This window comes from Herbiconiux dendrobii (genome assembly GCF_052048175.1).
Classification (GTDB): domain Bacteria; phylum Actinomycetota; class Actinomycetes; order Actinomycetales; family Microbacteriaceae; genus Herbiconiux.
In genome coordinates, this window is sequence record NZ_JBLZQV010000003.1 from 673,568 (window position 1) to 699,305 (window position 25,738).

Annotated in this window: 18 protein-coding genes; 10 read left to right on the forward strand and 8 right to left on the reverse strand. The window is 69.4% G+C overall.

The genetic code is table 11. The features are described from left to right. Positions 1–89: 89 nt before the first annotated feature. On the reverse strand, positions 90–3,968 hold the full coding sequence (rpoC, locus tag ACN4JJ_RS12175) for a DNA-directed RNA polymerase subunit beta' (RefSeq protein ID WP_440710151.1): 3,879 nt from the start codon (positions 3,966–3,968) through the stop codon (positions 90–92). A gap of 42 nt (positions 3,969–4,010) precedes the next feature. Next, positions 4,011–7,499 carry a DNA-directed RNA polymerase subunit beta gene (gene rpoB, locus ACN4JJ_RS12180; protein ID WP_440710152.1) on the reverse strand — a complete coding sequence of 1,163 codons (3,489 nt, stop codon included), beginning with the start codon at positions 7,497–7,499 and terminating at the stop codon, positions 4,011–4,013. A gap of 247 nt (positions 7,500–7,746) precedes the next feature. On the opposite strand from rpoB, the gene ACN4JJ_RS12185 reads away from it, so the two are divergent. From ACN4JJ_RS12185 to ACN4JJ_RS12205, 5 genes are all read left to right on the forward strand, one after another. Beyond that, positions 7,747–8,649 carry a DUF817 domain-containing protein gene (locus tag ACN4JJ_RS12185; RefSeq protein ID WP_440710153.1) on the forward strand — a complete coding sequence of 301 codons (903 nt, stop codon included), beginning with the start codon at positions 7,747–7,749 and terminating at the stop codon, positions 8,647–8,649. Positions 8,650–8,658: 9 nt separating this feature from the next. Continuing rightward, positions 8,659–9,561 carry a spermidine synthase gene (locus ACN4JJ_RS12190; protein ID WP_440710154.1) on the forward strand — a complete coding sequence of 301 codons (903 nt, stop codon included), beginning with the start codon at positions 8,659–8,661 and terminating at the stop codon, positions 9,559–9,561. A 92-nt stretch (positions 9,562–9,653) separates the two neighbouring features. After that, the gene (locus ACN4JJ_RS12195; protein ID WP_440710155.1) at positions 9,654–10,841 is read left to right on the forward strand and encodes a PQQ-dependent sugar dehydrogenase; all 1,188 of its coding nucleotides are present in this window, start codon (positions 9,654–9,656) and stop codon (positions 10,839–10,841) included. Between the two features lie 21 nt (positions 10,842–10,862). Further along, positions 10,863–11,684 carry a hypothetical protein gene (locus tag ACN4JJ_RS12200; protein ID WP_440710156.1) on the forward strand — a complete coding sequence of 274 codons (822 nt, stop codon included), beginning with the start codon at positions 10,863–10,865 and terminating at the stop codon, positions 11,682–11,684. A gap of 10 nt (positions 11,685–11,694) precedes the next feature. Next, positions 11,695–12,195: a SprT-like domain-containing protein gene (locus ACN4JJ_RS12205; protein ID WP_440710157.1), complete on the forward strand. Its 501-nt coding sequence runs from the start codon at positions 11,695–11,697 to the stop codon at positions 12,193–12,195. Between the two features lie 84 nt (positions 12,196–12,279). On the opposite strand, the gene ACN4JJ_RS12210 is transcribed toward ACN4JJ_RS12205, so the two are convergent. The 3 genes from ACN4JJ_RS12210 to ACN4JJ_RS12220 form a co-directional block, all read right to left on the reverse strand. Then, positions 12,280–13,293, reverse strand: coding sequence for a Vgb family protein (locus ACN4JJ_RS12210; RefSeq protein ID WP_440710158.1), 1,014 nt, complete (start codon positions 13,291–13,293; stop codon positions 12,280–12,282). A gap of 135 nt (positions 13,294–13,428) precedes the next feature. Next, a complete protein-coding gene (locus tag ACN4JJ_RS12215; protein ID WP_291057518.1) occupies positions 13,429–13,731 on the reverse strand; it encodes a DUF427 domain-containing protein in 303 nt (100 codons plus the stop codon). A gap of 28 nt (positions 13,732–13,759) precedes the next feature. Continuing rightward, on the reverse strand, positions 13,760–14,323 hold the full coding sequence (locus ACN4JJ_RS12220; RefSeq protein WP_440710159.1) for a 2-phosphosulfolactate phosphatase: 564 nt from the start codon (positions 14,321–14,323) through the stop codon (positions 13,760–13,762). Between the two features lie 28 nt (positions 14,324–14,351). On the opposite strand from ACN4JJ_RS12220, the gene ACN4JJ_RS12225 reads away from it, so the two are divergent. Both ACN4JJ_RS12225 and ACN4JJ_RS12230 read left to right on the forward strand, forming a co-directional pair. Then, entirely contained in the window at positions 14,352–14,927 is a 576-nt protein-coding gene (locus tag ACN4JJ_RS12225) for a hypothetical protein (RefSeq protein WP_440710160.1), read from the forward strand. Further along, the gene (locus tag ACN4JJ_RS12230; protein ID WP_440710161.1) at positions 14,924–15,610 is read left to right on the forward strand and encodes a DUF1684 domain-containing protein; all 687 of its coding nucleotides are present in this window, start codon (positions 14,924–14,926) and stop codon (positions 15,608–15,610) included. The genes ACN4JJ_RS12225 and ACN4JJ_RS12230 overlap by 4 nt, the downstream gene beginning before the upstream one ends. A 33-nt stretch (positions 15,611–15,643) precedes the next feature. On the opposite strand, the gene ACN4JJ_RS12235 is transcribed toward ACN4JJ_RS12230, so the two are convergent. Next, entirely contained in the window at positions 15,644–16,702 is a 1,059-nt protein-coding gene (locus ACN4JJ_RS12235; protein ID WP_440710162.1) for a Vgb family protein, read from the reverse strand. A 351-nt stretch (positions 16,703–17,053) separates the two neighbouring features. Here ACN4JJ_RS12235 and ACN4JJ_RS12240 point away from each other — a divergent pair, with 351 nt between their 5' ends. Continuing rightward, positions 17,054–18,679 (forward strand): DEAD/DEAH box helicase, encoded by a 1,626-nt coding sequence (locus ACN4JJ_RS12240; protein ID WP_440710163.1) that lies wholly within the window; start codon positions 17,054–17,056, stop codon positions 18,677–18,679. 219 nt (positions 18,680–18,898) lie between these two features. Here ACN4JJ_RS12240 and ACN4JJ_RS12245 read toward each other — a convergent pair whose 3' ends face one another. Then, a complete protein-coding gene (locus ACN4JJ_RS12245; RefSeq protein WP_440710164.1) occupies positions 18,899–19,501 on the reverse strand; it encodes a YdeI/OmpD-associated family protein in 603 nt (200 codons plus the stop codon). Between the two features lie 16 nt (positions 19,502–19,517). Further along, positions 19,518–20,057 carry an NUDIX hydrolase family protein gene (locus ACN4JJ_RS12250; RefSeq protein WP_440710165.1) on the reverse strand — a complete coding sequence of 180 codons (540 nt, stop codon included), beginning with the start codon at positions 20,055–20,057 and terminating at the stop codon, positions 19,518–19,520. Positions 20,058–20,146: 89 nt separating this feature from the next. Between ACN4JJ_RS12250 and ACN4JJ_RS12255 the strand changes: the two genes are divergently transcribed. Both ACN4JJ_RS12255 and ACN4JJ_RS12260 read left to right on the forward strand, forming a co-directional pair. Next, a complete protein-coding gene (locus ACN4JJ_RS12255) occupies positions 20,147–24,937 on the forward strand; it encodes an ATP-dependent helicase (protein WP_440710166.1) in 4,791 nt (1,596 codons plus the stop codon). Then, positions 24,930–25,709, forward strand: coding sequence for an Fpg/Nei family DNA glycosylase (locus tag ACN4JJ_RS12260; protein ID WP_440710167.1), 780 nt, complete (start codon positions 24,930–24,932; stop codon positions 25,707–25,709). The genes ACN4JJ_RS12255 and ACN4JJ_RS12260 overlap by 8 nt, the downstream gene beginning before the upstream one ends. The last annotated feature ends 29 nt before the right edge of the window (positions 25,710–25,738 follow it).

The window sequence follows — 25,738 nt, forward strand, 5'->3', positions numbered from 1 at the left end:
CACTCCCCCACCCGCGGTGACCCGCGCCGTGCCACGGATGCAAAAAGGGCCCCCCACCGGAGTGAGGGGCCCTTCTCAGCTGGTACCTATCAGTTGTAGGTACCGGGGGTGTAGTCGTCGCTCGAGAAGCTGTCGAAGTCGACGAAGGAGAGGTCGGCTTCCGAGAACACCGAGTCATCCGTGAAGATGCGGTTCGGGTAGCGCTCGGCCTTGGCCTCTTCGGTCGCCTCGACGGTGACGTTGCGGTACTTCTGGAGACCGGTACCGGCCGGGATCAGCTTTCCGATGATCACGTTCTCCTTCAGGCCCACCAGCGGGTCGGACTTGCCTTCCATGGCGGCCTGCGTGAGAACACGCGTGGTCTCCTGGAACGACGCGGCCGACAGCCACGACTCGGTCGCGAGGGACGCCTTGGTGATACCCATGACCTCCTGGCGAGCCGACGCGGGCTTCTTGCCCTCGGCGAGCGTGGCGCGGTTCACCTCGGTGTAACGCGCCCGGTCGACGAGCTCGCCCGGCAGCAGGTCGGTGTCGCCGTGCTCGACGACGGTGACCTTGCGCAGCATCTGGCGCACGATGACCTCGATGTGCTTGTCGTGGATCGGCACACCCTGCGAACGGTAGACGCCCTGCACGCCGCCCACGAGGTGCTTCTGCACCTCGCGCACGCCCTTGACCCGGAGGACTTCCTTCGGGTCGACGGCGCCGACGATGAGCTGCTGACCGAGCTCCACGTGCTGCCCGTCCTCGATGAGGAGGGTGGCACGCTTCAGCACCGGGTAGGCGATGGCCTCGTCGCCGTTGTCGGGCGTGAGGATCACCTTGCGGCTGCGGTCGGTGTCTTCGATCGTGACGCGACCGGCGGCCTCGACGATGGGCGACGCACCCTTGGGGGTACGGGCCTCGAAGAGCTCCTGCACGCGGGGCAGACCCTGCGTGATGTCGTCGGCCGAGGCCGATCCACCGGTGTGGAAGGTACGCATGGTCAGCTGGGTTCCGGGCTCACCGATCGACTGGGCCGCGATGATACCGACGGCCTCTCCGATGTCGACGAGGTTTCCGGTGGCCAGCGAGCGGCCGTAGCAGGTCGCGCAGACTCCGACGGCCGACTCGCAGGTCAGCACCGAGCGCACCTTGATGGTGCGCACGCCGGCGGCGACCAGCTTGTCGATCAGCACGTCTCCGACGTCGTCTCCGGCCTCGGCCACGACCTCGCCGGCCTCGTTGACCGCGTCAGCGGCCAGCGAGCGGGCGTAGACCGAGTTCTCGACGTTGTCGTCGCGCTCCCAGACGCCGTCGGCGCCTTCGAGTGCGATCGGCAGGTCGAGACCGCGCGAGGTGCCGCAGTCGGGCTCGCGGATGATGACATCCTGCGAGACGTCGACCAGACGACGCGTGAGGTAGCCCGAGTCGGCCGTACGGAGAGCCGTGTCGGCCAGACCCTTACGGGCACCGTGGGTCGCGATGAAGTACTCCGCCACCGACAGTCCCTCGCGGTACGAGGAGATGATCGGACGAGGGATGATCTCACCCTTCGGGTTGTTCACGAGGCCTCGCATACCGGCGATGTTCCGCACCTGCAGCCAGTTACCACGAGCACCCGAGGTGACCATGCGGTTGATCGTGTTGTCGACCGGGAAGTTGGCGCGCATGGCTGCGGCGACCTCATCCGTGGCCTTCGTCCAGATCTGGATCAGCTCCTGGCGACGCTCGAGGTCGGTCGTGAGACCCTTCTCGAACTGCGCCGTGACCTTGGCGGCCTGCTTCTCGTAGCCGGCGACGATCTCGCGCTTCGTGGGAGGCGTGAGGATGTCGGACAGCGCCACGGTGACACCCGAGCGGGTGGCCCAGTAGAAGCCGGCGTCCTTGATGCGGTCCAGCGATGCTGCGACCTCCACCTTGGGGTACCGCTCCGCGAGGTCGTTGACGATCGCGGAGATGGCGCCCTTGTCGGCCACCTGCTGCATGTAGGGGTAGTCCTCCGGCAGCGCCTCGTTGAACAGCGCGCGGCCGAGGGTGGTCTCCAGCAGCACGGGGCCGCCTTCGTAACCCTCGGGGCCGTCGCCCTCGCCGAAGTGCACGTCGAACATCCGGATCTTCACGACCGCGTTGAGGTCGAGAGTGCCCTGGTCCTTGGCCATCAGCGCCTCGGCGACGGTCGAGAACGAACGGCCTTCGCCGATCGCCCCTTCCTTCACCGTGGTGAGGTGGTGGAGACCGATGATCATGTCCTGCGTGGGCAGGGTGACCGGACGGCCGTCGGAGGGCTTCAGGATGTTGTTCGACGCCAGCATCAGGATGCGGGCCTCGGCCTGGGCCTCGACCGACAGCGGGAGGTGGACGGCCATCTGGTCGCCGTCGAAGTCCGCGTTGAACGCGGCGCAGACGAGCGGGTGCAGCTGGATCGCCTTGCCCTCCACGAGCTGAGGCTCGAAGGCCTGGATGCCCAGACGGTGCAGCGTGGGTGCGCGGTTCAGCAGAACCGGGCGCTCACGGATGATCTCCTCCAGCACGTCCCACACCTGGGGACGGCTGCGCTCGACCATGCGCTTCGCGGCCTTGATGTTCTGAGCGTGGCTCAGGTCGATCAGACGCTTGATCACGAACGGCTTGAACAGCTCCAGCGCCATCTGCTTGGGCAGACCGCACTGGTGCAGCTTCAGCTGCGGACCGACGATGATGACCGAACGGCCCGAGTAGTCGACGCGCTTGCCGAGCAGGTTCTGGCGGAAACGACCCTGCTTTCCCTTGAGCATGTCGCTCAGGGACTTGAGGGCGCGGTTGCCGGTACCGGTGACGGGGCGACCACGGCGGCCGTTGTCGAACAGGGCGTCGACGGCCTCCTGCAGCATCCGCTTCTCGTTGTTGACGATGATCTCGGGGGCACCGAGGTCGAGCAGTCGACGGAGACGGTTGTTGCGGTTGATCACACGACGGTAGAGGTCGTTCAGGTCGCTGGTCGCGAAGCGGCCACCGTCGAGCTGCACCATCGGGCGCAGTTCCGGCGGGATGACCGGCACGACGTCGAGCACCATGGCGGCCGGCGAGTTGCCGGTCGCGAGGAACGACGACACGACGCGGAGTCGCTTGATCGCACGGATCTTCTTCTGGCCCTTGCCCTCGGAGATCTGAAGGCGCAGGTTCTCGCCCTCGGTCACCAGGTCGAAGGCCTCGAGGCGCTTCTTGATGGCCTCGGCACCCATGTAGGCCTCGAAGTACATCCCGTAGCGGTCCTGCAGCTCGTGGAAGATCGCGTCTTCGGGCTTGAGCTCGCCCACCTTGAGGTTGCGGAAGTCTTCCCACACGCGCTCGAGCTGGGAGATCTGGTCGTCGTAGGCCTTACGGGTCTGCGACATCTCCTTCTCGGCGCCGTCCTTGGTGCGACGCTTCTGGTCGGCCTTGGCGCCCTCGTTCTCGAGGTCGGCGAGGTCGGTCTCCAGGCGCGTCAGACGGTCCGCGATGCGGGCGTCACGCTGGTCGGCGAGGGTCTTGATCTCGAGGCGCAGCTCGTTCTCCAGGCCCGGCATGTCTTCGTGACGGCCGTCTTCGTCGACCGAGATGATCATGTAGGCCGCGAAGTAGATGACCTTCTCGAGGTCTTTCGGCGCCATGTCGAGCAGGTAGCCCAAGCGCGAGGGAACGCCCTTGAAGTACCAGATGTGCGTGACCGGAGCGGCGAGCTCGATGTGGCCCATGCGCTCACGGCGCACCGACGACTTCGTGACCTCGACGCCGCAGCGCTCGCAGACGATGCCCTTGAAGCGAACCCGCTTGTACTTGCCGCAGGAACACTCCCAGTCACGGCTCGGCCCGAAGATCTGCTCTCCGAAGAGGCCGTCCTTCTCGGGCTTCAGCGTGCGGTAGTTGATGGTCTCGGGCTTCTTGACCTCACCGTGCGACCACTTGCGGATGTCGTCGGCCGTTGCGAGGCCGATCCGCAGCTCATCAAAAGTTGTTACGTCGAGCAATTTTCCTTCTCTCCTGGAAAAAGTCTTCTAGTGGTTGCCGGCTCAGATGTCGTCGATGGACGACGACTCGAAGCGGCTGGAGATGTTGATGCCGAGCTCTTCGGCGGCACGGAAGACCTCGTCGTCCGTGTCGCGCAGGCTGACCGCGGTTCCGTCGGCCGAGAGCACCTCGACGTTCAGGCACAGCGACTGCATCTCCTTGATGAGCACCTTGAAGGACTCGGGGATGCCGGGCTCCTGGATGTTCTCACCCTTGACGATGGCCTCGTAGACCTTGACGCGGCCCAGGATGTCGTCCGACTTGATGGTCAGGAGCTCCTGCAGGGCGTAGGCGGCTCCATATGCCTCGAGCGCCCACACCTCCATCTCACCGAATCGCTGGCCACCGAACTGCGCCTTACCACCCAGCGGCTGCTGCGTGATCATGGAGTACGGACCGGTGGAACGGGCGTGGATCTTGTCGTCGACCAGGTGGTGCAGCTTCAGGATGTACATGTAGCCGACCGAGACGGGCTCCGGGTACGGCTCGCCGGAGCGGCCGTCGAAGAGCTGCGTCTTGCCCGAGGAACCGATCAGGCGCTCGCCGTCACGCGTGAGCGTGGTGGAGTCGAGCAGACCCGCGATCTCCTCCTCCGAGGCACCGTCGAACACCGGGGTGGCGACCTTGGTGCCGGGAGCGGCGGAACGCGCCTGCTCGGGCAGGTTCGCGGCCCACTTCGGCTTGCCGTCGACCTCCCAGCCCTGCTTGGCGATCCACCCGAGGTGGGTCTCCAGCACCTGGCCGAAGTTCATTCGACCGGGGATGCCCATCGGGTTCAGCACGATGTCGACGGGAGTTCCGTCGGCGAGGAACGGCATGTCTTCGACCGGGAGGATCTTCGAGATGACGCCCTTGTTGCCGTGACGGCCGGCGAGCTTGTCACCCGCGGTGATCTTGCGCTTCTGGGCGATGTAGACCACGACGCGCTGGTTGACGCCCGAGCCGAGCTCGTCGTCGTTCTCGGCCGAGAACTCCTTGACGGCGATGATCGTGCCCTCTTCACCGTGAGGCACCTTGAGGCTCGTGTCGCGGACCTCGCGGGACTTCTCGTTGAAGATGGCGCGCAGCAGGCGCTCCTCGGCGCTGAGCTCGGTCTCGCCCTTGGGCGTGACCTTGCCGACCAGGATGTCGCCGGGACGGACCTCGGCGCCGATGCGGATGATGCCGCGCTCGTCGAGGTCGGCCAGCAGCTCAGGGCTCACGTTGGGGAGATCACGGGTGATCTCCTCCTTGCCGAGCTTGGTGTCGCGGGCATCCACTTCGTATTCCTCGATGTGGATCGAGGAGAGAACGTCGTCCTTCACCAGGTTCTGGCTCAGGATGATCGCGTCTTCGAAGTTGTGACCCTCCCACGGCATGAACGCCACGAGGAGGTTCTTGCCGAGCGCGAGCTCACCGTTCTCGGTGGCCGGGCCATCCGCGATGACCTGACCGGCCTCGACGCGCTCACCCTCGGAGACGATGACGCGGTTGTTGTACGAGGTGCCCTGGTTCGAGCGGTCGAACTTGCGCAGGTAGTAGGTCTCGGTTCCACCCTCGTCCAGCTGCACGGTGACGGAGTCGGCGGAGACCTCCTGCACCACACCGGCGGCGTTGGTGGTGACCACGTCTCCGGCGTCGATGGCGGCGAAGCCCTCCATACCGGTACCCACGAGAGGCGACTCGCTGCGCAGCAGCGGGACGGCCTGACGCTGCATGTTCGCACCCATCAGGGCGCGGTTCGCGTCGTCGTGCTCGAGGAACGGGATGAGCGAGGTCGCGACCGACACCATCTGGCGCGGCGAGACATCCATGTAGCCGATGTCCTCGGCCGGGAACAGGTCGACCTCTCCACCCTTCTTACGGGCGAGCACGCGGCCCTCCGCGAAGCGGGCGTCCGAGGTCAGCGGCGCGTTGGCCTGGGCGACGATGTACTCGTCCTCCTCCGACGCGGTGAGGTAGTCGATCGTCTCGGTGACCACACCGTCGACGACGCGACGGTACGGGGTCTCGATGAAACCGAAGGAGTTGATCCGCGCGAACGATGCGAGGGATCCGATCAGACCGATGTTCGGGCCTTCCGGGGTCTCGATCGGGCACATGCGGCCGTAGTGCGAGGGGTGCACGTCTCGCACCTCGACGCCGGCGCGCTCACGGGACAGACCACCCGGGCCCAGCGCCGAGAGGCGACGCTTGTGCGTCAGGCCGGCGAGGGGGTTGTTCTGGTCCATGAACTGCGACAGCTGGCTCGTTCCGAAGAACTCCTTGATCGCGGCGACGACGGGGCGCACGTTGATCAGGGTCTGCGGGGTGATGGCCTCGATGTCCTGCGTGGTCATGCGCTCGCGGACGACGCGCTCCATGCGGGACAGACCGGTGCGGACCTGGTTCTGGATGAGCTCGCCGACCGCACGGATGCGGCGGTTGCCGAAGTGGTCGATGTCGTCGACATCGAGACGGATGTCGACCTTCTTGCCATCGCGCACACCGGGCAGCTGGGTCTGGTTGTCGTGCAGGGCGACCAGGTACTTGATCGTCGCGATGATGTCCTGGTTCGTGAGAACCGAGTCGGACAGCGGTGCGTCGATCCCGAGCTTGCGGTTGATCTTGTAACGACCCACCTTGGCGAGGTCGTAGCGCTTGGGGTTGAAGTAGAAGTTGTCCAGCAGGGCGCGGGCAGCCTCGGCGGCCACCTGCTCGCCCGGGCGGAGCTTGCGGTAGATGTCCTTCAGGGCCTCTTCCTTGGTGAGGATCGAGTCCTTCTCCAGGGTGGCCTCGATCGAGGCGTAGCCCTTGAACTCCTCGAGGATCTCCTCGGAGGTCAGGCCGAGGGCCTTGAGGAACACCGTGACGCTCTGCTTGCGCTTGCGGTCGATGCGCACGCCGACCTGGTCGCGCTTGTCGATCTCGAACTCGAGCCAGGCTCCGCGGCTCGGGATGACGCGAGCGGAGTAGATGTCCTTGTCGGAGGTCTTCTCGGGGGTGCGCTCGAAGTACACGCCGGGCGAGCGGACCAGCTGGGACACGACGACACGCTCGGTGCCGTTGATGATGAACGTGCCCTTCTCGGTCATCAGCGGGAAGTCGCCCATGAAGACCGTCTGGGTCTTGATCTCACCGGTCTGGTGGTTCATGAACTCGGCCTCGACGTACAGCGGGGCGGCGTAGGTCTTGCCGCGCTCCTTGCACTCGTCGATGGTGTACTTCTCGGGCTCGAGGAACGGGCTCGTGAAGCTGAGCTGCATGGTCTCGCCGAGGTCTTCGATCGGGGAGATCTCCTCGAAGATCTCATCGAGACCCGAGTTGCTCGGCAGGTCTTGACGACCGGCCTTCTTCGCTTCGGCGACGCGTGCCTTCCACACGTCGTTCCCGACCAGCCAGTCGAAGCTCTCGGTCTGCAGAGCGAGCAGATCCGGAACGGTCAGGTTGTCGGTGATCTTGGCGAACGAGAGCCGCGAAGCGGCCCGACCGTTCTTGGGTGAAGTGGTGGTTGCGTTGCGCGCAGCAGCCAAGGAAATAACCTCCGTGGGCCCCGTCGGGCCTTGCGTTACTTACGGTCGATGGTGTCGAGAACTCCCGAGATATGGTCTGAACCCGCAATATGGTTCTAGAGTGTTGCTGCGTGTGAGACACGAAGCTGCCGACCACAATATGAAGGCATGGTTGTTCTGGGAGCGCAAAGAACAACTATAGGCACATCCGACACGCCTGTCCAGTCTTTTTCTTGACCAGTCTCGATTTCTCCGGTATAACCGCGGGATGACTGACGCCGAGCGCCAGATTCCCTGGGAAAAGGGGCTGGAAGGCCGTTGGCGGCGCATCCTCTCGTCGGCGCCCACCCGCGGACCCGTGTCGTGGCTGGTCGAGTTCCTCGTCTTCGGGCTGAAACAGGCCTGGGCATGCGTGTTCGGCGGGGCGTTGCTGGCCGTGATCTTCGCGGCCCGGCTCTGGTATCCGGACGATGCCGTGCTGGCGCGGAACGACTTCCTCACCCTCACGGCGATCGCCATCCAGATCGTGATGATCGCGACCCGACTGGAGACCTGGCGGGAACTGCGGGTGGTCATCCTGTTCCACGTCGTCGGTACGGTGATGGAGCTGTTCAAGACCGACGTGGGGTCGTGGACGTACGGGGGCGACGGCATCCTGCGCATCGCGGGCGTGCCTCTGTTCAGCGGCTTCATGTACGCGGCCGTGGGCTCGTATCTGGTGCGCGTGTACCGGCTGTTCGACCTGCGGTTCACCCGCTATCCGCGGATCTGGGCGACGGCGGTGCTGGCCGGGCTCATCTACCTCAACTTCTTCACACACCACTACATCTGGGATCTGCGGTGGGTGCTGCTGGGGCTCGTGGTCGTGGTGTTCGCGCGCTCGGTGATGCACTTCCGGGTGTTCCGGCGGGTGTGCCGGATGCCGGTGCTGCTGGCGTTCGGACTGGTGGCGGTGTTCATCTGGTTCGCCGAGAACATCGGCACGTTCTCCCAGGCGTGGAGCTATCCCGATCAGGAGGCCGGCTGGCAGCTGGTGTCGATCGCGAAGCTGGGGTCGTGGTTCCTGCTGATGATCATCTCGGTGGTGCTGGTGACCTGGGTGTATCCGCCGAGGGCTCCCGACGCGGCCGCCCCGGGCGGTGCGGCCGGCCTTCCCCCGCAGCCCCGGTAGGGTCGGGGGATGGCCAGGGACCGGGATTCGCGCGCGGGCGCCGCGCCGCATCCGTCCCGCCGGCTCGCCGACGGACTGCTCGCGACCATCGAGGAAGACCGCTTCCGGCCGGGCACCCACGTGCTGATCGTCGACGGCACCCCGCAGTCGCACGTCGACGTCGACGACCCCACCTACCTGTCGTTCGAATACGTGCGGCGGATCGGGCACGGCATCGATCTGGTGGCGCTTCCCGGGCAGCCGATCACGGCCGTGCATCTCGGCGGCGGCGCGTTCACCCTCCCCCGCTACGTCGAGGCGACGCGGCCCGGGTCGCGGCAGCAGGTGGTGGAGATCGACAGCTCGCTGGTGGAGTTCGTGCGGGAGGAGCTCCCGCTGCCCAAGGGGGCGAGCATCCGCGTTCGTCACGGCGACGCGCGGGCGGTGCTGGAGAAGTTCCCGCCGGGGCTGCGCGGCTCGACGGATGTGGTCGTCGTCGACGTGTTCGCCGGGGCGCGCACCCCGGCCCACGTCACGAGCGCGGAGTTCTACCAGGCCGTGGCGAGCATCCTGAAGCCCTCGGGGATCGTGGCCGTGAACGTGGCCGACGGGGCGGGACTGGCGTTCGCGCGCAGCCAGGCGGCGACGCTCGCGCACGTGTTCGCCGAGGTGGCGCTCGTGGTCGACCCGCAGATGCTGAAGGCCCGGCGCTTCGGCAACGTGGTGGCGTTCGCATCGGCATCCGCTCTGCCCTTCGAACGGATGCCGCGGCTGGCCGCGAGCGATCCGGTGCCGGCGAAGGTGGTGACCGGGAGCGAGCTGCGGAACTTCATCGCGGGGGCGCCCGTGGCCACGGATCAGACCTCGACGAAGTCGCCGGCTCCGGCGCGGAGCATCTTCCAGGTGGGGCGGAAGGGCGCCGACGAGGGCTGAGACGGCGCCGGGATTCGCAGGCGGTTCCTACGGAATCGGATGAGGCTGGGAGCAGTACCGCACTGACCGGCTCCCGGCGAGAGGACCCCTCGATGGATCGACCACTCCGACTCCGCGCCGCCGGAGGCGCCCTGACCACGGCTGTGCTCGTGGGCGTGCTCACCGCCTGCGCGGCCACGCCGGCGGAGGCGCCGACCACGACGGCGAGCGCCGTTCCCACGCCGTCGGACACGGCATCCGCCACGCCCACGGCGCCGGCCACGGGGACACCTGCGCCCTCCCCCGCGGCCGATCTCGGCCCGCTGGTGCCCTCGGGCGATCCGGTGCCGATCGCCGGCGGGCTCGAGGCGCCCTGGTCCATCGCCCAGCTCACCGACGGGACGATCTTCGTGAGCGAGCGCGACACGGCGCGGGTGCTCGAGATCGTCGGCGGCCAGGCGGTTCCGGTGTTCACGATGCCCGATGTGACGCCCTCCGGCGAGGGCGGGCTGCTCGGGCTCGCCACCCTCGAGCTCGACACCGGCTCGTATCTGTATGCCTACTTCACGGCCGACGAGGGCAACCGTGTGGTGCGTGTACCGATCGGCGGCGCGGCGGGATCACACACCTTCGGGGCGGTCGAGACCGTGCTGACGGGCATCCCCAAGGCGTCGAACCACAACGGCGGGCGGATCGCCTTCGGGCCCGACGGGATGCTCTACATCACGACCGGCGACGCGAGCACGACCTCGAACGCGCAGACGCTGGACTCGCTCGGCGGCAAGATCCTGCGGGTGACCGAGATCGGAGGCGTGCCGGCGGACAACCCGTTCCCCGGCTCCCCCGTGTACACCCTCGGGCACCGCAATCCGCAGGGGATCTCGTGGGCCCCCGACGGCACCATGTGGGCCGCGGAGTTCGGGCAGGACACCTGGGACGAGCTGAACCGCATCACGCCCGGGGCGAACTACGGCTGGCCGGTGGTGGAGGGGCTCGGCGGTTCGCCCTCGTACGTGGATCCGGTGGTTCAGTGGCCGACGGATGACGCGAGCCCGAGTGGGATCGTCGTCGTGGGGTCGACCGTGTTCCTGGCGGGGCTCGGCGGCGAGCGGCTGTGGACGGCGAGTTTCGAGGGGGCCGCCGCGGAGTGGTACGGCGGGGGGCAGCTGGGGCGGATCCGGGACGTGGTGCGGGGGCCCGGGGCATCCGTGTATCTGATCACCAACAACACGGACGGGCGGGGGTCGCCTCGGGAGGGCGGGGACGTGCTGTATCAGGTGAATCTGGTGCCGGCGGGCTGAGGTTCTCCACAGGCGGGGATCGTGCGGGATTTCTCCACCGTGCCGGGGTGGCTGAGGCGGAAGGCGGATGCGCTGGGTACCCTGGAGTGGACGGGATCCGAATCCCCTCGGAGGCCATCCGCGCTTGCCCTGGCGCCGGCCTTCGGCAAGCAGCATCGGGAGCACGAACTGAGCATCATCACCGGGTACGACATGACCACCCTGCGCGAGAAGGTCGACGTGCGCGCCGCGAACGAGCGGCTCGACGAGCTCGGGCAGCTGCGCTCCCTCTCGGCGCTGAACGAGAAGGTCGTGCTGCTGCGCCTGCTCGGCCGGCTCGACGAGGCCTTCCCGGTCGCGAACGAGGCCGTTCGCCAGGCGCGCTTCTCGGGCGACCGCGAACAGGCGCTGGGCGCCCGCATCCGTCGCGCCCAGGTGCAGCAGTACCAGGGCAAGTACCCTTCGGCCCTGCAGGAGCTCGGGCTCTGCGTCGAGGAGGCGCAGACGCACGAGTGGGGGTCCCTCGAGGCCACCGCCACGCTCAGCCGGGGCAAGGTGCACTTCGAGACGGGCGACTACGAGGCGGCGCTGGTCGACTTCAAGGCCGCGGTGTTCTTGATGGAGCGTCTCGGGGCGTCGATCGATCAGCTGGAGAGCTCGCTGGTGGCGGTGGCGGTGACGGAGTCGTTCCTCGGGACGGGGCTGGCGGTTCCGTCGTCGTCTGCTTCCTCCGCTTCAGGCTCGTCTGCACCCGGTTCGTCTGTTTCCAGTTCGTCTGCGCCCGGTTCATCGGCGTCGGCGTCGACGCTGCCGGTGATCCCGGCGTCGCCTTCGCCGGCCGCTCCGTCCGCGTCCGGCGCCTGAGTGATTCCGGATGGCCGACCTCAGCCGTGTGACGACCTGGGCGAACGCCCTGATCGCGTTGCACCTGGATCCCTCCGTCTGGCGTTTCGGCTTCGATAACGCCAAGACGCGGGCGGGCCAGTGCAACTACACCGCCAAGCGGATCACGGTTTCGCGGTACCTCGCCGCGCGGTACGAGGACGACGAGGTGCACCAGATTCTGCTGCACGAGGTGGCACACGCTCTGGCCGGCTCCGCCGCCGGCCATGGGCCGCGCTGGGTCGCCATCTCGCGGGAGATCGGCTACGAGGGCAAGCGCCTGCACGACGGTGACCGGGCCGACGAGCTGGCGCCGTGGATCGGCCGCTGCCCGGCCGGCCACGAGTTCTACCGCCACCGCCGCCCCTCGGGCCGCCTCTCCTGCAGCCTCTGCGCTCGCGGCTTCAGCCCCACGCACCTGATCGCGTGGTCGCGCCGCGACGTCGCCGCCGTGCGCCGCGACGCCCGGGGTGCCGCCGCCCGTTCGGCCTGAGCCGACGCTCGCGGCCTCTCCCGGAAAGCGTATCCCCGCGCCACTGCGCCAGTTCGGGTTGGGCGCGCAGTCGGCGATAGGGGGTCAGAAGCAGCCGATTGTGCCGCGAGCGGGGTCGGTGTACCAGAGGGTGCCCACCGAGGTGACGGCGAGTTCTCGTGGGGCCGCGCCGGCGAACGGCGGGCGCTGGAAGGTGACTGCGCCGCCTGGGTCGATGCGGCCGAGGCCCAGCTGCTCGTCGGTGAAGTAGAGGCGCGCGTGGTGACCTGCCGCGAGGGAGGTCGGGTACCCCGGCCAGAAGGGGATGGTCGAAGGGATGGGGTATTCGGTGACGACGTCTCCGGCGGCGACATGACTGACGAGGCCGTGCGTACCGACCCACACCTCGCCGACGGTGTCGACGGTGAGGCCGTAGGTGTCGCCGCCGCTCAGCAACAGTTCGTCGAAGACTCCGGTGGCGGGGTCGTAGCGCACCAGAACGGGAAGGCCGTCTCGCGAGTACCAGAGCCGCCCGTCGCCGGCGGCCACGACGTGCACCACGAGCGAGCCGTGCGGATCGCGAACACGGGTGATCGTTCCGTCGGATGCCAGGGACGCGATGCCCTCGTTGCCGGGATCGCCGAACCAGATGGCTCCGTCGGAGCCGACGACCGGCGAGAAGGCGGTGCCGGACCCGCCGGTCGGGAACATCGACACCGCTGTGGTGAGCGGGTCGAAGCGGCCCATCTGCGGCTCGGCGAAGTCGTTGAACCAGATGGCCCCGTCGGGCGCAGCGAGGAGGGTGCCGATCGACGGGCCGGCCGGCCCCAGGTCGACGGTCGTGTAGGCGGCCGGTGACGCCGCCGGGAACATGATCAGCTGCTTGTTGGCGTCATCCGTGTACCACACGCGGTCGAGCGCGTCGCAGAGGATCGCGCCCGGCATCCCCGCCGCGGAGGGCAACGCGAATTCGTGCCACGTGACGAAGCCGCCCGGGCGGACGTCGAGTGCGCGCGCCGCCTCGGGTCGTAGGGACGCAGCGGCGCCGGAGCCGGCGACAGCGAGGGCTGCGGCGGCCCCGAGGAAGTGGCGACGGGACACGGGGACGGATGACGACACGGCAGCTCCTTCGTGAGAAGAACGCCGCGCGACAGGGGGAGTCGCGCGGCGTTCGATTCACGGTAAGCCGGTGAGGCATCGGGCAGATATGAGTACTTCCTACCCTGTGGAAAGTGACCGATCCAGTGGAGCGTCTCAGTCGGTGACCTGGACCTCTTTCCAGAAGGCCACGTAGTTGCTGAAGTCCTTACCCACGCGGTCGAAGGCCGTCGGGTAGGGGGTGGGGTAGCTCCAAGCGCGGTCTTTGAGTGACTCGTCGCCGTTCTTCACGCTGAAGTACTGGCACTCGCCCTTCCAGGGGCAGGTGTACGGGGTGTCGCTCTTCTCGAGCAGGTCGGCGTTGACGCTCGCGGGCGGGAAGTACCAGTTGCCCTCGATCGCGATCAGATCTTCCTTGGGCGCTTCGGCGATGACGGTGCCGTCCAGAACTGCCTTCATAGTGATGACCTCCAATGTCACCACCACGCTACGCCCGATGGTCTGGGAGTGCGCTTTCGGCGTCGAGGGCGCAGGCGGCCAGGACCTCGGGGGTGCGGCCGGCGGCGGCCCAGGACTGGCCGGCCGCGGAGGCCGTGACGAGGTGCGCGAGGGCACGGCGGAGGGTGGTGAAGGCCGCGCAGGCGGCCGCGGCCTCGGGTGAGGAGAAGTCGACGCCGAGCTCGGCGAGGGCGTCGACGACGGCACCGGCGGCCAGGAAGTCCTCGACGGCGAACTGGCCGTCGGGCCGGGCCGGGGTGACGAGGTCGACGAAGACGCGGTCGCCTCGGGCCGCCTGGGCCTCGAGCACCGCGCGCGCGGCAGCCGTGCGGGTGCGGAAGCCTGCGACCGGCAGAGCGGCCGTCCGGCCGTCGATCGCGGTTGCGGCCGGCGCGAATTCGCCGTCGTCGAGCACGTCGACGACTAGCACGTGGTCACCGGTGCGCTGCAGCGCGGCCAGGTGCGCGGCGTCGACGGCGAGGTGCAATCGCACCTGGTAGCGCGACTGCGGATGCTCGGGGGCGGCGGCTTCGGCGGCGGTCTCTGTGGGCATCCGTCGATTTTACGAGCAGACTGAGGGCATGCGCGTGCTGCTGAAGCTCATCCTCGACTGCGAACCGGACGCCGCCTGGCGCGCGATCCGGAGCCCGGCCGTGTTCCGGGAGGTGTCGAGCCCCCTGGTGGAGGTCGAGTCGCTCGCGGCGGACGGGTTCCCGACCGTGTGGGAGCCGGGGCAGCATCCGGTCGCCATGCGGGGGGCGGGCGTGATCCCGATGGGCAAGCAGATCATCCGGTTGAATTTCGAGACCGCGGAACGCGGCACGACACGAATCGTGCACGACTCCGGCCAAGGCGTGACGGGTGCCGTGAGCAGCATCACGCTCTGGGATCACCGGATGGCGATCGCACGCGATCCGGCCGGCACCGGCAAGACGCTCTACCGGGACCAGCTGCTCGTCGGCGCCGGACTGCTCACGCCGTTCGCCTGGTACAGCCTGTGGGCGTTCTGGCAGTGGCGGGGGCACAAGCTGCAGCAGCTGGCGCCGACCTGGGCGTTCGATCCGCCGCAGCCGGAAGCCGAAGGCGATCCGGACGACGTTGCCGCGACCGGCACAGACAACGGCCGGGAGCCCGGCCAGGAGGAAGCGACCGCATGAACACCCGCGCCGTGACAGCCCTGCAGACCGCCGACTGGCGGATGCGCGTCTTCAGCATCTATGAAGAGGTGCGGCGGCTGCGCAGCGTCGACACCGCCGAGGCGCACGAGTTCTGGCGGGTGTCGCGCGACGACCTGTTCTCGATGCATCCGGCCTCTCCCCTGCTGCCCGAGGATGCCGCGGGCTTCAGCGGTCTGCCGATCGCGCCGTACGACCCGGCGTGGAGCTTCGAGGCGGAGATCGAAGAGGTGGCGGACGACGATCCGCGCCCGCGCAGTTTCGACTTCGAGACCGGCACCGACGGGGTCGTGCCTTTCGAGCTCCTGGGGATCGCGCGACTCGACGGCGTCGGCACGCTCGACGTGTGGCGGCTCGCCTCGTACGGCGGCGGCCTCTTCGTGCCGGTGAAGGATGCGCGCGCCGGCAAGCCCGACGGCACCTACGGCGGCGGCCGCTACCTCGTCGACACCATCAAGGGCGCGAGCCTGGACCACGCCGTCACCCTCGGGGTCGAGGCCGACGAGGCATCCGGAGCCCACCCCACGATCGTGCTCGACTTCAACTTCGCCTACAACCCGTCGTGCGCCTACGACCCCGCCTGGGCCTGCCCGCTCGCCCAGCCGGGCAACCGCGTGGCGGCCGAAATCCCGGTGGGCGAGGGGTATGCGGGGGCTATGCCGTAGTCGGAGGGAGGACCGGAGCCTCCCTCCGACTCATCAGACCCAGCCGAGGTTGGAGCTGTTGAGCGTGAACCAGAGAGAGCCGGAGCCGTCGACCGTGAGGCTGCGGGTTCCTCCGTCGACGAAGGGCGGGTGGAGCACGGTGAGCGAATCGTCGAGATTGATCCGTCCGATGCCACCGTCGCCGTCGGCGAAGTACATCTTGGAGGCCTCGCCCGCGACGAGCGACGTCGGCCGTGTGAAGAAGGGGTGGGCGGGGAAGATGGTGGTGCTCAGCACGGTGCCGGTGGTGGTGAAGCTCGAGATGCCCCGGTCGGTCACGACCCACAGCTCGCCGCTGTGGGAGAACTCGACATCGGCGACCTCGGACGTGCCGATCCCACCGAGCGGGAACGCCGAGAATGTTGCCGAGGGAGGGTCGAAGACCATGACGTCCGGCGTCCCGTCCTCGGCAAACCAGATGCGCCCGTCGGGTGACACCGTGATGGCCAGCGGATCCCGGCCGATCGGATCGGCATAAACGTCGGAGGATCCATCGGGACGGATCACGGTCAGACCGGCGACGCCGTTCGTTCCACCGAACCAGGCATCTCCCGCCGCGTCGAAGGCGATTTCGCTCGGTACCCACGCGCTCGGACCGGCCACCGTGTAGGTATCCACCGCGCCTGTGGCGGGATCGAGGCGGCCGACTTGGGTGTGTGCCATGTCGCTGAACCAGATCGCTCCATCCGGAGCTCCATCGAGGCCGACCAGGCGGGTCGTGCCGAGACCGAGGGAGAACTCGCTGTGCGATGCCGTCACCGGGTCGATGCGAATGAGCCCGCCCGTGTTGTCGTCGTCGTACCAGATCGCCCCGTCGGCCGCAGTGGTGACAAGACCGGGCCAGTCACCCGCGGTCTTCACGGCCACACGATGCCACGTAGCGAAATCAGTGGGTGGCGGAGACACCGGCAGCGCCTGGGCGGACGGGGCCGCAGTGATACAGGCGAGCGGGAGAAGCGCTGCACCGGCAAGGGCCAGGGCGAGGGCTTGCCAGGTGCGCCGCCGCGCGGGATGCACAGTAGGTCGACGGGTGGCTTGGGAGTGATGATTCACGATTGCTCTATTCGGGATGGGTGGTACGGGTAAATTGGGACTCAACGCACGCTAGGTCGTCCCGATCCCCGTGCGTTATGAGTACTTTCTGCCCAATTCGAAGGGCTGTGACGCCGAGTGCGTACTGCCGTGCGCTAGACTGGGTGTACTCGTGGGCTCGATAGGGAGCCCCGTGCGTCGAAAGAACGCTCCCTCTTCTCGTGGCGGCGACCGGGCCTGACAGGCTTTCTGTCCCTCCATTTGCAGATACTTCTTGCGGCGAACGGATGCACCGTCGGTGCGTTCGCTGACTTCCGGGTGAGCCGTCTTTCGTGGCGTGCGCTCCGGACTGATGCCGGAAAGGCACCAACCTTGACCAGTTCCCCCACCACCTTCGCCGCGCTCGGCGTTCCCACTCCCCTCGTCACGATCCTGGCCGCCGAGGGCAAGACCGAGCCGTTCCCGATCCAGGTCGACACGCTTCCCGACACCCTGAACGGCCGCGACGTGCTCGGCCGCGGCAAGACCGGCTCGGGCAAGACCCTCGCCTTCTCCATCCCGATGGTCGCCCGCCTCGGCGGTCAGCTCTCCGGCGGCAAGCGCCGCCCGGGCCGCCCGCTCGGCCTCGTGCTCGCCCCCACCCGTGAGCTCGCCACCCAGATCGACGCCGTGCTGGCGCCGCTGGCCAAGGCCTACGGCATGACCACCACCACCATCTTCGGCGGCGTCTCGCAGGGTCGTCAGGTGACCGCGCTCAAGGCCGGCGTCGACATCGTCGTGGCCTGCCCCGGCCGACTCGAAGACCTGATGAAGCAGGGCTTCGTCTCACTCGACGCCGTGGAGATCACCGTGCTCGACGAGGCCGACCACATGGCCGACCTGGGCTTCCTGCCCGTCGTCACGCGCATCCTGGACAAGACCCCGCAGTCGGGTCAGCGCCTGCTGTTCTCGGCCACGCTGGACAACGGCGTGGACAAGCTGGTGCGCAAGTTCCTGCACAACGAGGTTCTGCACTCGGTCGACGAGGCGAACTCGCCCGTCGCCGCCATGACGCACCACGTGTTCGAGACCGAGTCGGTCGAGTCCAAGCGCGTGCTGGTCGAGAAGCTCGCCTCGGGCAGCGGCCGCCGCATCCTGTTCATGCGCACCAAGCACCACGCCAAGAAGCTCGCGAAGCAGCTGACGGATGCCGGCATCCCGGCCGTCGACCTGCACGGCAACCTCTCGCAGGTGGCCCGTGACCGCAACCTGGCGGCGTTCTCGGCCGGTACCGTCAAGGTTCTGGTGGCGACGGATGTCGCGGCCCGCGGTGTGCACGTCGACGACATCGAACTCGTCATCCACGTCGACCCGCCGGCGGAGCACAAGGCGTACCTGCACCGCTCGGGCCGTACCGCCCGCGCCGGTTCGGCCGGCGACGTGGTCACCATCATGCTGCCCGCGCAGCGCAAGGACGTGAAGGATCTGCTGCGCAAGGCCGCGATCACCGTCTCCCCCGAGGTCGTGACGGCCGACTCCGCGTCGGTCAACGCCCTCACCGGTGAGGTGGCGGCGTACGTGAAGCCGGCTCCGCGCACCACGAACCAGCTGCCCGCATCGGGTCAGCGCCGCACGGGCAACGACGGCACCGGCCGTGGCGGCTCGGGCGCCGGTGGCGGTCGAGGCGGCTCGCAGGGCGCCAACGCGCAGCGCAAGCGCGCGGCTCGGGACGGATCGGGCGCGGGTGCCGAGGGCGGCCGCGGCGGTCAGGGTGGACGCGGCGGCCAGGGCGGCTCGTCGAACGGCCGCGGCTCGCGCGGCGGCAGCGCCGGTGGCGGAAGCCGTTCGTTCTACAGCACCTCGACCGACCGCCCCGGCGGCGGCGAGGGCGGAAGCCGTCGCGACGGCCAAGGCGCCGGCGCCGGCGCGTCCTCCGGTTCGAACGGCGGCGGCGCGCGCCGCTCGGCCGCGTCGTTCTCGGCGGGCTCCGACGGCGGCCGCGGGCGTCGCTCGCGCTAGTCGCTGAGGCTCACGCCTCGCTCTTCACGACGGCCCGTCTCCTCATCGGAGGCGGGCCGTCGTGCGTCTCGGGCGAACCGCCGCCGCGGCATCCGGAGCCGTGAACGTCGCCGACCCGTCACTTCGTCCCGCTTTCGCGCCCGGATAAGGGGAGAAAGTGACGGGTCGACGAAGGTGGGGGGGCGGGGGGTTGGGCGCGAGCGCGGGGGGGGGAGCGAGCTACGGCTTCGGGGGCTTCGGGGGGCGCTGGGGGTAGACGGTTTCGTGGCGGGCGAGCATCGCGACGAAGTCGGCGATGCGGCGGGCACGGGTGTCGGCGCGCTTGGCGTGGTGGACGCGGAAGAGCACCGCGTAGCGGTTCTGGCTGCTGAGGGTGGCGAAGAACGCGAGCGCCTCGGCGTTCTCGGCCAGGGCCGCCGCGAGGTCATCCGGAACCTCGATGTTCTTGGGCGAGGCGTAGGCGGCCTCCCAGCGGCCGTCGGCCTTCGCCCTGTCGATCTCGGCCTGCCCGCGGTCGCGCATCCGGCCCGCCTCGATGAGGGCCGCCACCTTGTCTTGATTCACCTGCGACCAGATGCTGCGCGGCCGGCGGGGCGTGAAGTTCTGGATGAAGAAGTCGTCGTCGAAGGAGTTGCGGCGGGCGTCGATCCAGCCGTGGCAGAGCGCCACGTCGAGCGCCTCCTGGTGACTGACGGTGGAGTGCGCGCTGCCCTTCTTGGCGATCAGCATCTTCACGCCGCTCGCGGAGTCGGCGTTCTGCTCCAGCCAGCGCTCGAACGCGGCCGCATCCGCGAAGCTGCGCTGCTCGAAGTCTTCGGCCATCGGATGCCCCGTGTCGTCAGAGCAGGCGGCCGACCGAGGCCAGCGCCGCCCGCAGCAGACCGCCGCGGCCGCCCTCCATCTCGTCGGTGACGCTCGGCGAGGCGGCCTCCTCCGGCGTCATCCAGGTGAGCTCGAGGGCATCCTGCCGCGGCTCGCAGGTTCCCGTGACCGGCACCACGTACGCCAGCGACACGGCGTGCTGACGCTCGTCGTAGTACGCGGAGACTCCCGGCAGCGGGAAGTACTCGGCCACCTGGAACGGGACCGGGCTGGCCGGCAGCTGCGGGAAGGCCATCGGGCCGAGGTCTTTCTCGAGGTGACGGAACAGCGCGTCGCGCAGCGTCTCGCCGTACATCACCCGGCCGGAGACGAGGGTGCGCGCGATGGTGCCGCTCGGGCCCACCCGCAGCAGCACGCCGACCTCGACCACCTGGCCGAGCCCGTCTACCCGCACCGGAACGGCCTCGACGTAGAGAAGGGGAAGGCGCTGGCGCACCTCCGCGAGTTCACTGTCGCTCAACCAGCCGGAATTGGGGTCAGGGGTGCGCACGCTCATAGTCCATTCTTACCCGGTGGCCGCAGCCGATCGTGCACGCCGTGCGGTGGCCCCGTGCCGTTGTCGGTGGCTTGGGTGAGGATAAGGGGATGAGCGACGTGCTCGAGAGCTTCTCCCCCGCCACCCGAGAATGGTTCCTCGGGGCTTTCGACGCGCCCACGGCCGCGCAGACGGGCGCCTGGGAGGCGGTCTCCGGGGGGTCGCACGCGCTGGTGGTGGCACCCACGGGCTCGGGCAAGACGCTCGCGGCCTTCCTCTGGGCGCTCGACCGGCTGACCACCACCATCGAACCGGGCGTGCCGCGCAAGACCTCGGTGCTCTACGTCTCCCCCTTGAAGGCGCTGGCGGTCGACGTGGAGCGCAACCTGCGCTCGCCGCTCGTGGGCATCACGCAGACGGCGAAGCGGATGGGCGCCGAGCCGCCCGTCATCACGGTGGGAGTGCGCTCGGGCGACACCCCGGCGGCGGAGCGCCGCACCCTCTCGAAGAACCCGCCCGACATCCTCATCACCACGCCCGAGTCGCTCTTCCTCATGCTCACCTCGGCGGCGCGGGAGTCGCTCAGCGAGGTCACGACGGTGATCATCGACGAGGTGCACGCGGTGGCCGCCACCAAGCGTGGGGCGCACCTCGCGGTGAGCCTGGACCGACTCGACCTGCTGCTCCCCCAGCCGGCGCAGCGGATCGGCCTCTCGGCCACGGTGCGGCCGCGTGAAGAGGTGGCGCGGTTCCTCGCCGGAGGGCGGCCGGTGAGCATCGTGGCACCGCCGTCGACCAAGAAGTTCGATCTTCGAGTGATCGTCCCGGTCGAAGACATGACCCAGATCCCGCCGCGCGATCCGGGAGCCGAGCTCGAAGGTTCGGCGGCGGGGGCGGACGCACCCGAGCAGGGCTCGATCTGGCCGCACGTCGAGGAAGACATCGTCGACCGCATCCTGGAGCACCGCTCGTCGATCGTGTTCGCGAACTCGCGGCGGCTGGCCGAACGCCTGACTGCGCGGCTGAACGAGATCTTCGCCCAGCGGATGGGGCCGGGCGAGGAGGCGGATGGCGCTCCCGGGGCCGCATCCGCTCGTTCCTCCGCCCCGACGTGGGCAGCCCAGACGCCGGTAGCCCAGACGCCGGTAGCCCAGACGCCGGCCGCCCAGGTGATGGGGCAGGCCGGGCAGACCTCGGGCGAGGGGCCGGTGCTCGCCCGCGCCCACCACGGCTCGGTGAGCAAGGAGCAGCGCGCCATCATCGAGGACGACCTCAAGACGGGGCGCCTACGCTGCGTCGTCGCCACCTCGAGCCTCGAGCTCGGCATCGACATGGGCGCGGTCGACCTCGTCGTCCAGGTGGAGGCACCCCCATCGGTGGCCAGCGGACTGCAGCGGGTGGGGCGTGCCGGGCACCAGGTCGGCGAGGTGTCGAAGGGGCTGCTGTACCCCAAGCACCGGGCCGACCTCATCCATTCGGCGGTGGTGCCGATCCGGATGTCCGAGGGCCTCATCGAGACGCTGTCGATCCCGGCGAACCCGCTCGACATCCTCGCCCAGCAGACGGTCGCCGCCTGCGCGCTGGAGCCGATCGACGTCGAGGAGTGGTTCGACACCGTGCGGCGGAGTGCCTCGTTCAGCGGCATGCCTCGATCGGCATACGATGCCACGCTCGACCTCCTGGCGGGCCTCTACCCGTCTGACGAGTTCGCCGAGCTGCGGCCGAGGCTGGTGTGGGACCGCGATGCCGGCACACTCACCGGCCGACCCGGAGCCCAACGGCTGGCGGTCACGAGCGGCGGGACCATCCCCGATCGTGGGCTCTTCGGCGTGTTCATGGTGGGTGGCGAGCCGACGGATGCCGATCCGACGACGGGCTCCACCCGCTCGGCTCCGGGGCGCCGGGTGGGCGAGCTCGACGAGGAGATGGTCTACGAGTCGCGCGTCGGCGACGTGTTCGCGCTCGGGGCGACCAGCTGGCGGATCCAGGAGATCACGCACGACCGGGTGCTCGTCACCCCGGCCTTCGGTCAGCCGGGGCGGCTGCCGTTCTGGCGCGGCGAGGGCCTCGGGCGGCCCGCCGAGCTCGGGCGGGCGATCGGCGAGTTCACCCGCACGGTGGCCGCGGCATCCGTCGAGGAGTCCCAGCGGATCGCCGAGCGCGCGGGACTCGACGACTGGGCCGCGGGCAACCTGGTCTCGTTCATCGCCGAGCAGCGCGAGGCGACCGGGCACGTGCCGAGCGACAAGACGCTGGTGGTGGAGCGGTTCCGCGACGAGCTCGGCGACTGGCGGGTCATCCTGCATTCCCCGTACGGCATGCAGGTGCATTCGCCGTGGGCGCTCGCGATCAACGGGCGCATCCGGGAGCGCTTCGGAGTCGACGCCAACGCGGTGGCGAGCGACGACGGGATCGTGGTGCGGATGCCCGACACCGACGGCGAGCCGCCCTCGGCCGAGCTGTTCCTGTTCGACCCGGCTGAGCTCGAGCAGATCGTCACCGACGAGGTGGGCGGATCGGCGCTGTTCGCCTCGCGCTTCCGCGAGAACGCGGCGCGCGCTCTGCTGCTCCCCCGGCAGAACCCGGGCAAACGCTCGCCGCTCTGGCAGCAGCGGCAGCGCTCGGCGCAGCTGCTGGAGGTGGCGCGCAAGTACCCGACGTTCCCGATCATCCTGGAGACCGTGCGGGAGTGCCTGCAGGACGTCTACGACCTGCCGTCCCTGCTCGCGCTCGCTCGCGACCTCGAGGCCCGGCGCATCCGTGTGGTCGAGATCGAGTCCGCGACGGCGTCGCCGTTCGCCCGCTCGCTGCTGTTCGGATACGTGGCCTCGTTCGTCTACGAAGGCGACAGCCCCTTGGCCGAGCGCCGGGCCGCGGCGCTCGCCCTCGACCCGACGCTGCTCTCGGAGCTGCTCGGGCGGGCCGAACTGCGCGAGCTGCTCGATCCCGGGGTGATCGAAGACACCCAGCGCGAACTGCAGCGGCTGGCTCCCGACCGCCGGGCCCGCGATCTGGAGGGTGTGGCCGACCTGCTGCGGATGCTCGGCCCGCTGCGCACCGAGGAGGTGCGCGCCCGGGCGCTCGAGTTCGACGTCGTCGCCGCGCTCGACGAGCTCGTGTCGGCCAAGCGCGCGCTCCGGGTGAGCTTCGCGGGCGAGCAGTGGTGGGCGCCGATCGAAGACGCCGGGCGCCTGCGCGACGCCCTCGGCGTGCCCATCCCGTTCGGGGTGCCCGACGCCTTCATCGCGCCGGTCGAGCATCCGGTGCTCGACCTGGTGAGCCGCTACGCGCGCACCCACGGGCCGTTCCTCGCCTCGGAGGTCGCCGCACGGTTCGGGCTGGGGGTGGCGGTGGTGACGGATGCGCTGCGCCGGCTCTCCGCCGACCGTCGCGTGATCGAGGGCGAGTTCCGGCCGAGCGGGCTGGCGATGGAAGCGGTCGCCCTCGGGCAGGCGGGCGGAACCGAGTGGTGTGACGCCGAGGTGCTGCGTCGCCTGCGCAGCCGCTCGCTCGCCGCCCTCCGGCACGAGGTGGAGCCGGTGCCGGCCACCACGCTCGCCCGCTTCCTGCCCTCGTGGCAGCACGTGGGCGGGTCACTGCGCGGAGCCGACGGCGTGCTCACGGTGATCGAACAGCTGGCCGGGGTGCCCGTGCCGGCCTCGGCCTGGGAGAACCTCGTGCTGCCCGCCCGGGTGCGCGACTACAGCCCGGCGATGCTCGACGAGCTGACCGCTGCGGGAGAAGTGGTGTGGTCGGGGCGGGGCAGCCTTCCCGGCAGCGACGGCTGGGTGGCGCTGCACACCCTCGACACGCTGCCGTTCTCGGCGCCGCCCGCCGACGAGTTCGAGGCCGGCCCGGTGCACCGGGCCCTGCTCGGGGCGCTCGAGCGCGGTGGGGCGTACTTCTTCCGCACGCTGGCCGACGAGGTGGGGGCGGCTGTGCTGCGGGAGGAATCGGAGCAGGCCATGTCGGAGGCCGGGGGCGCCGCATCCGGAACCGCGTCGCGAGCCGCCCTGCAGGTGGTCGCGCCGCCCGACGACGCCGCGATTGTATCGGCGATCTGGGACCTGGTGTGGGCCGGCCTCGTGACCAACGACACCGTGGCGCCGCTTCGCACTCTCACCGGATCGGGCAAGTCGGCGCACAGCACCAAACGGGCCGCACCGCGCGCCCGGATGTACCGCGGCCGGTCGTTCGCCCGCGCCACCATGCAGACCCGGGTCGGCCCGCCGACCGCCGGTGGGCGCTGGTCGCTCCTGCCGGAGCCGAACACCGATGCCACCCTGCGGGCGCACGCCACCGCCGAGATGCTGCTCGACCGGTACGGGGTGGTCACTCGGGGCTCGGTCGTGTCGGAGCGGGTTCCGGGCGGGTTCGCGCTCGTGTACCGCGTGCTCAGCCAGTTCGAGGAGTCGGCGCGCTGCCGGCGCGGCTACTTCGTGGAGACGCTCGGGGCGGCGCAGTTCGCCACCGGCGGCACGGTCGACCGGCTGCGCGGCTTCGCTCCGGATGCGGTGGGCCGCTCGGGGCGCGACCGCGTTCCCGAGGCGCTGACCCTCGCGGCGACCGATCCGGCGAACCCGTACGGTGCCGCACTGCCCTGGCCGAGCGTCGAGGGGCACAAGCCCGGCCGTAAGGCGGGTGCGCTGGTGGCGCTGGTCGACGGCGACCTGGTGCTCTACCTCGAGCGCGGCGGCAAGTCGGCGCTGTCGTTCAGCGACGACCCGGAGCAGCTCGAACGCGCGGCCCGATCCGTGGCCCAGGCGGTGTCGGCGGGGCGGGTCGACAAACTCGCCGTCGAGCGGGTGAACGGTGATTTCGTGCTCGGCACGGCGGTGGGCGGATCGCTCGAGGCCGCGGGCTTCACCGCGACTCCCCGCGGATTGCGGCTCCGTGCCTGAGGGCGACACCGTCTACCGGGCGGCGGTGCACCTGAACACGGCGCTCGCGGGCCGGCCGCTCACCGTGTGCGACATCCGGGTGCCGAAGTACGCGGCGGTCGACCTGACGGGAGAGACCGTCGACGAGGTGGTCTCCCGCGGGAAGCACCTGCTCACGCGCGTGGGCGAGCACAGCATCCACAGCCACCTGAAGATGGAGGGCTCGTGGCACATCTACCGGCACGGCACGCGCTGGCGGCGGCCCGCCTACCAGGCGCGGATCGTGCTGGAGAACGCCGACTGGGTGACGGTGGGGTTCGATCTGGGCACGCTGGAGGTGCTGCGCCGGGACGAGGAGGACGAGGTCGTGGGGCATCTCGGACCGGACGTGCTCGGACCGGACTGGGATGCCGAGGAGGCCGTTCGGCGCCTTGCGGCCCAGGAGTCGCGGGAGATCGACGTCGCCCTGCTCGACCAGCGCACCCTGGCGGGCCTCGGCAACGTCTACGTGAACGAGCTCTGCTTCCTGCGCGGCGTGCTTCCGCAACGGCCGGTCGGTGACGTGAAAGACCTGCCGGCGGTGGTCGGCCTGGCGCACCGGCTCATCCTCGCGAACCGCGACCGGGTGGAGCGCACCACCACCGGCGACACGCGGCCGGGGCGGCAGACCTACGTGTACGGCCGCGAGGGCAAGCCGTGCCGGCGCTGCGGCACGCGCATACGCCACGGGATGCTCGGGGCGACCGCGCTCTCGCAGCGCGACACGTATTGGTGCCCGAACTGCCAGACCTGAGGGGCGGCGGCCCCAGGCCTGCACCTCGG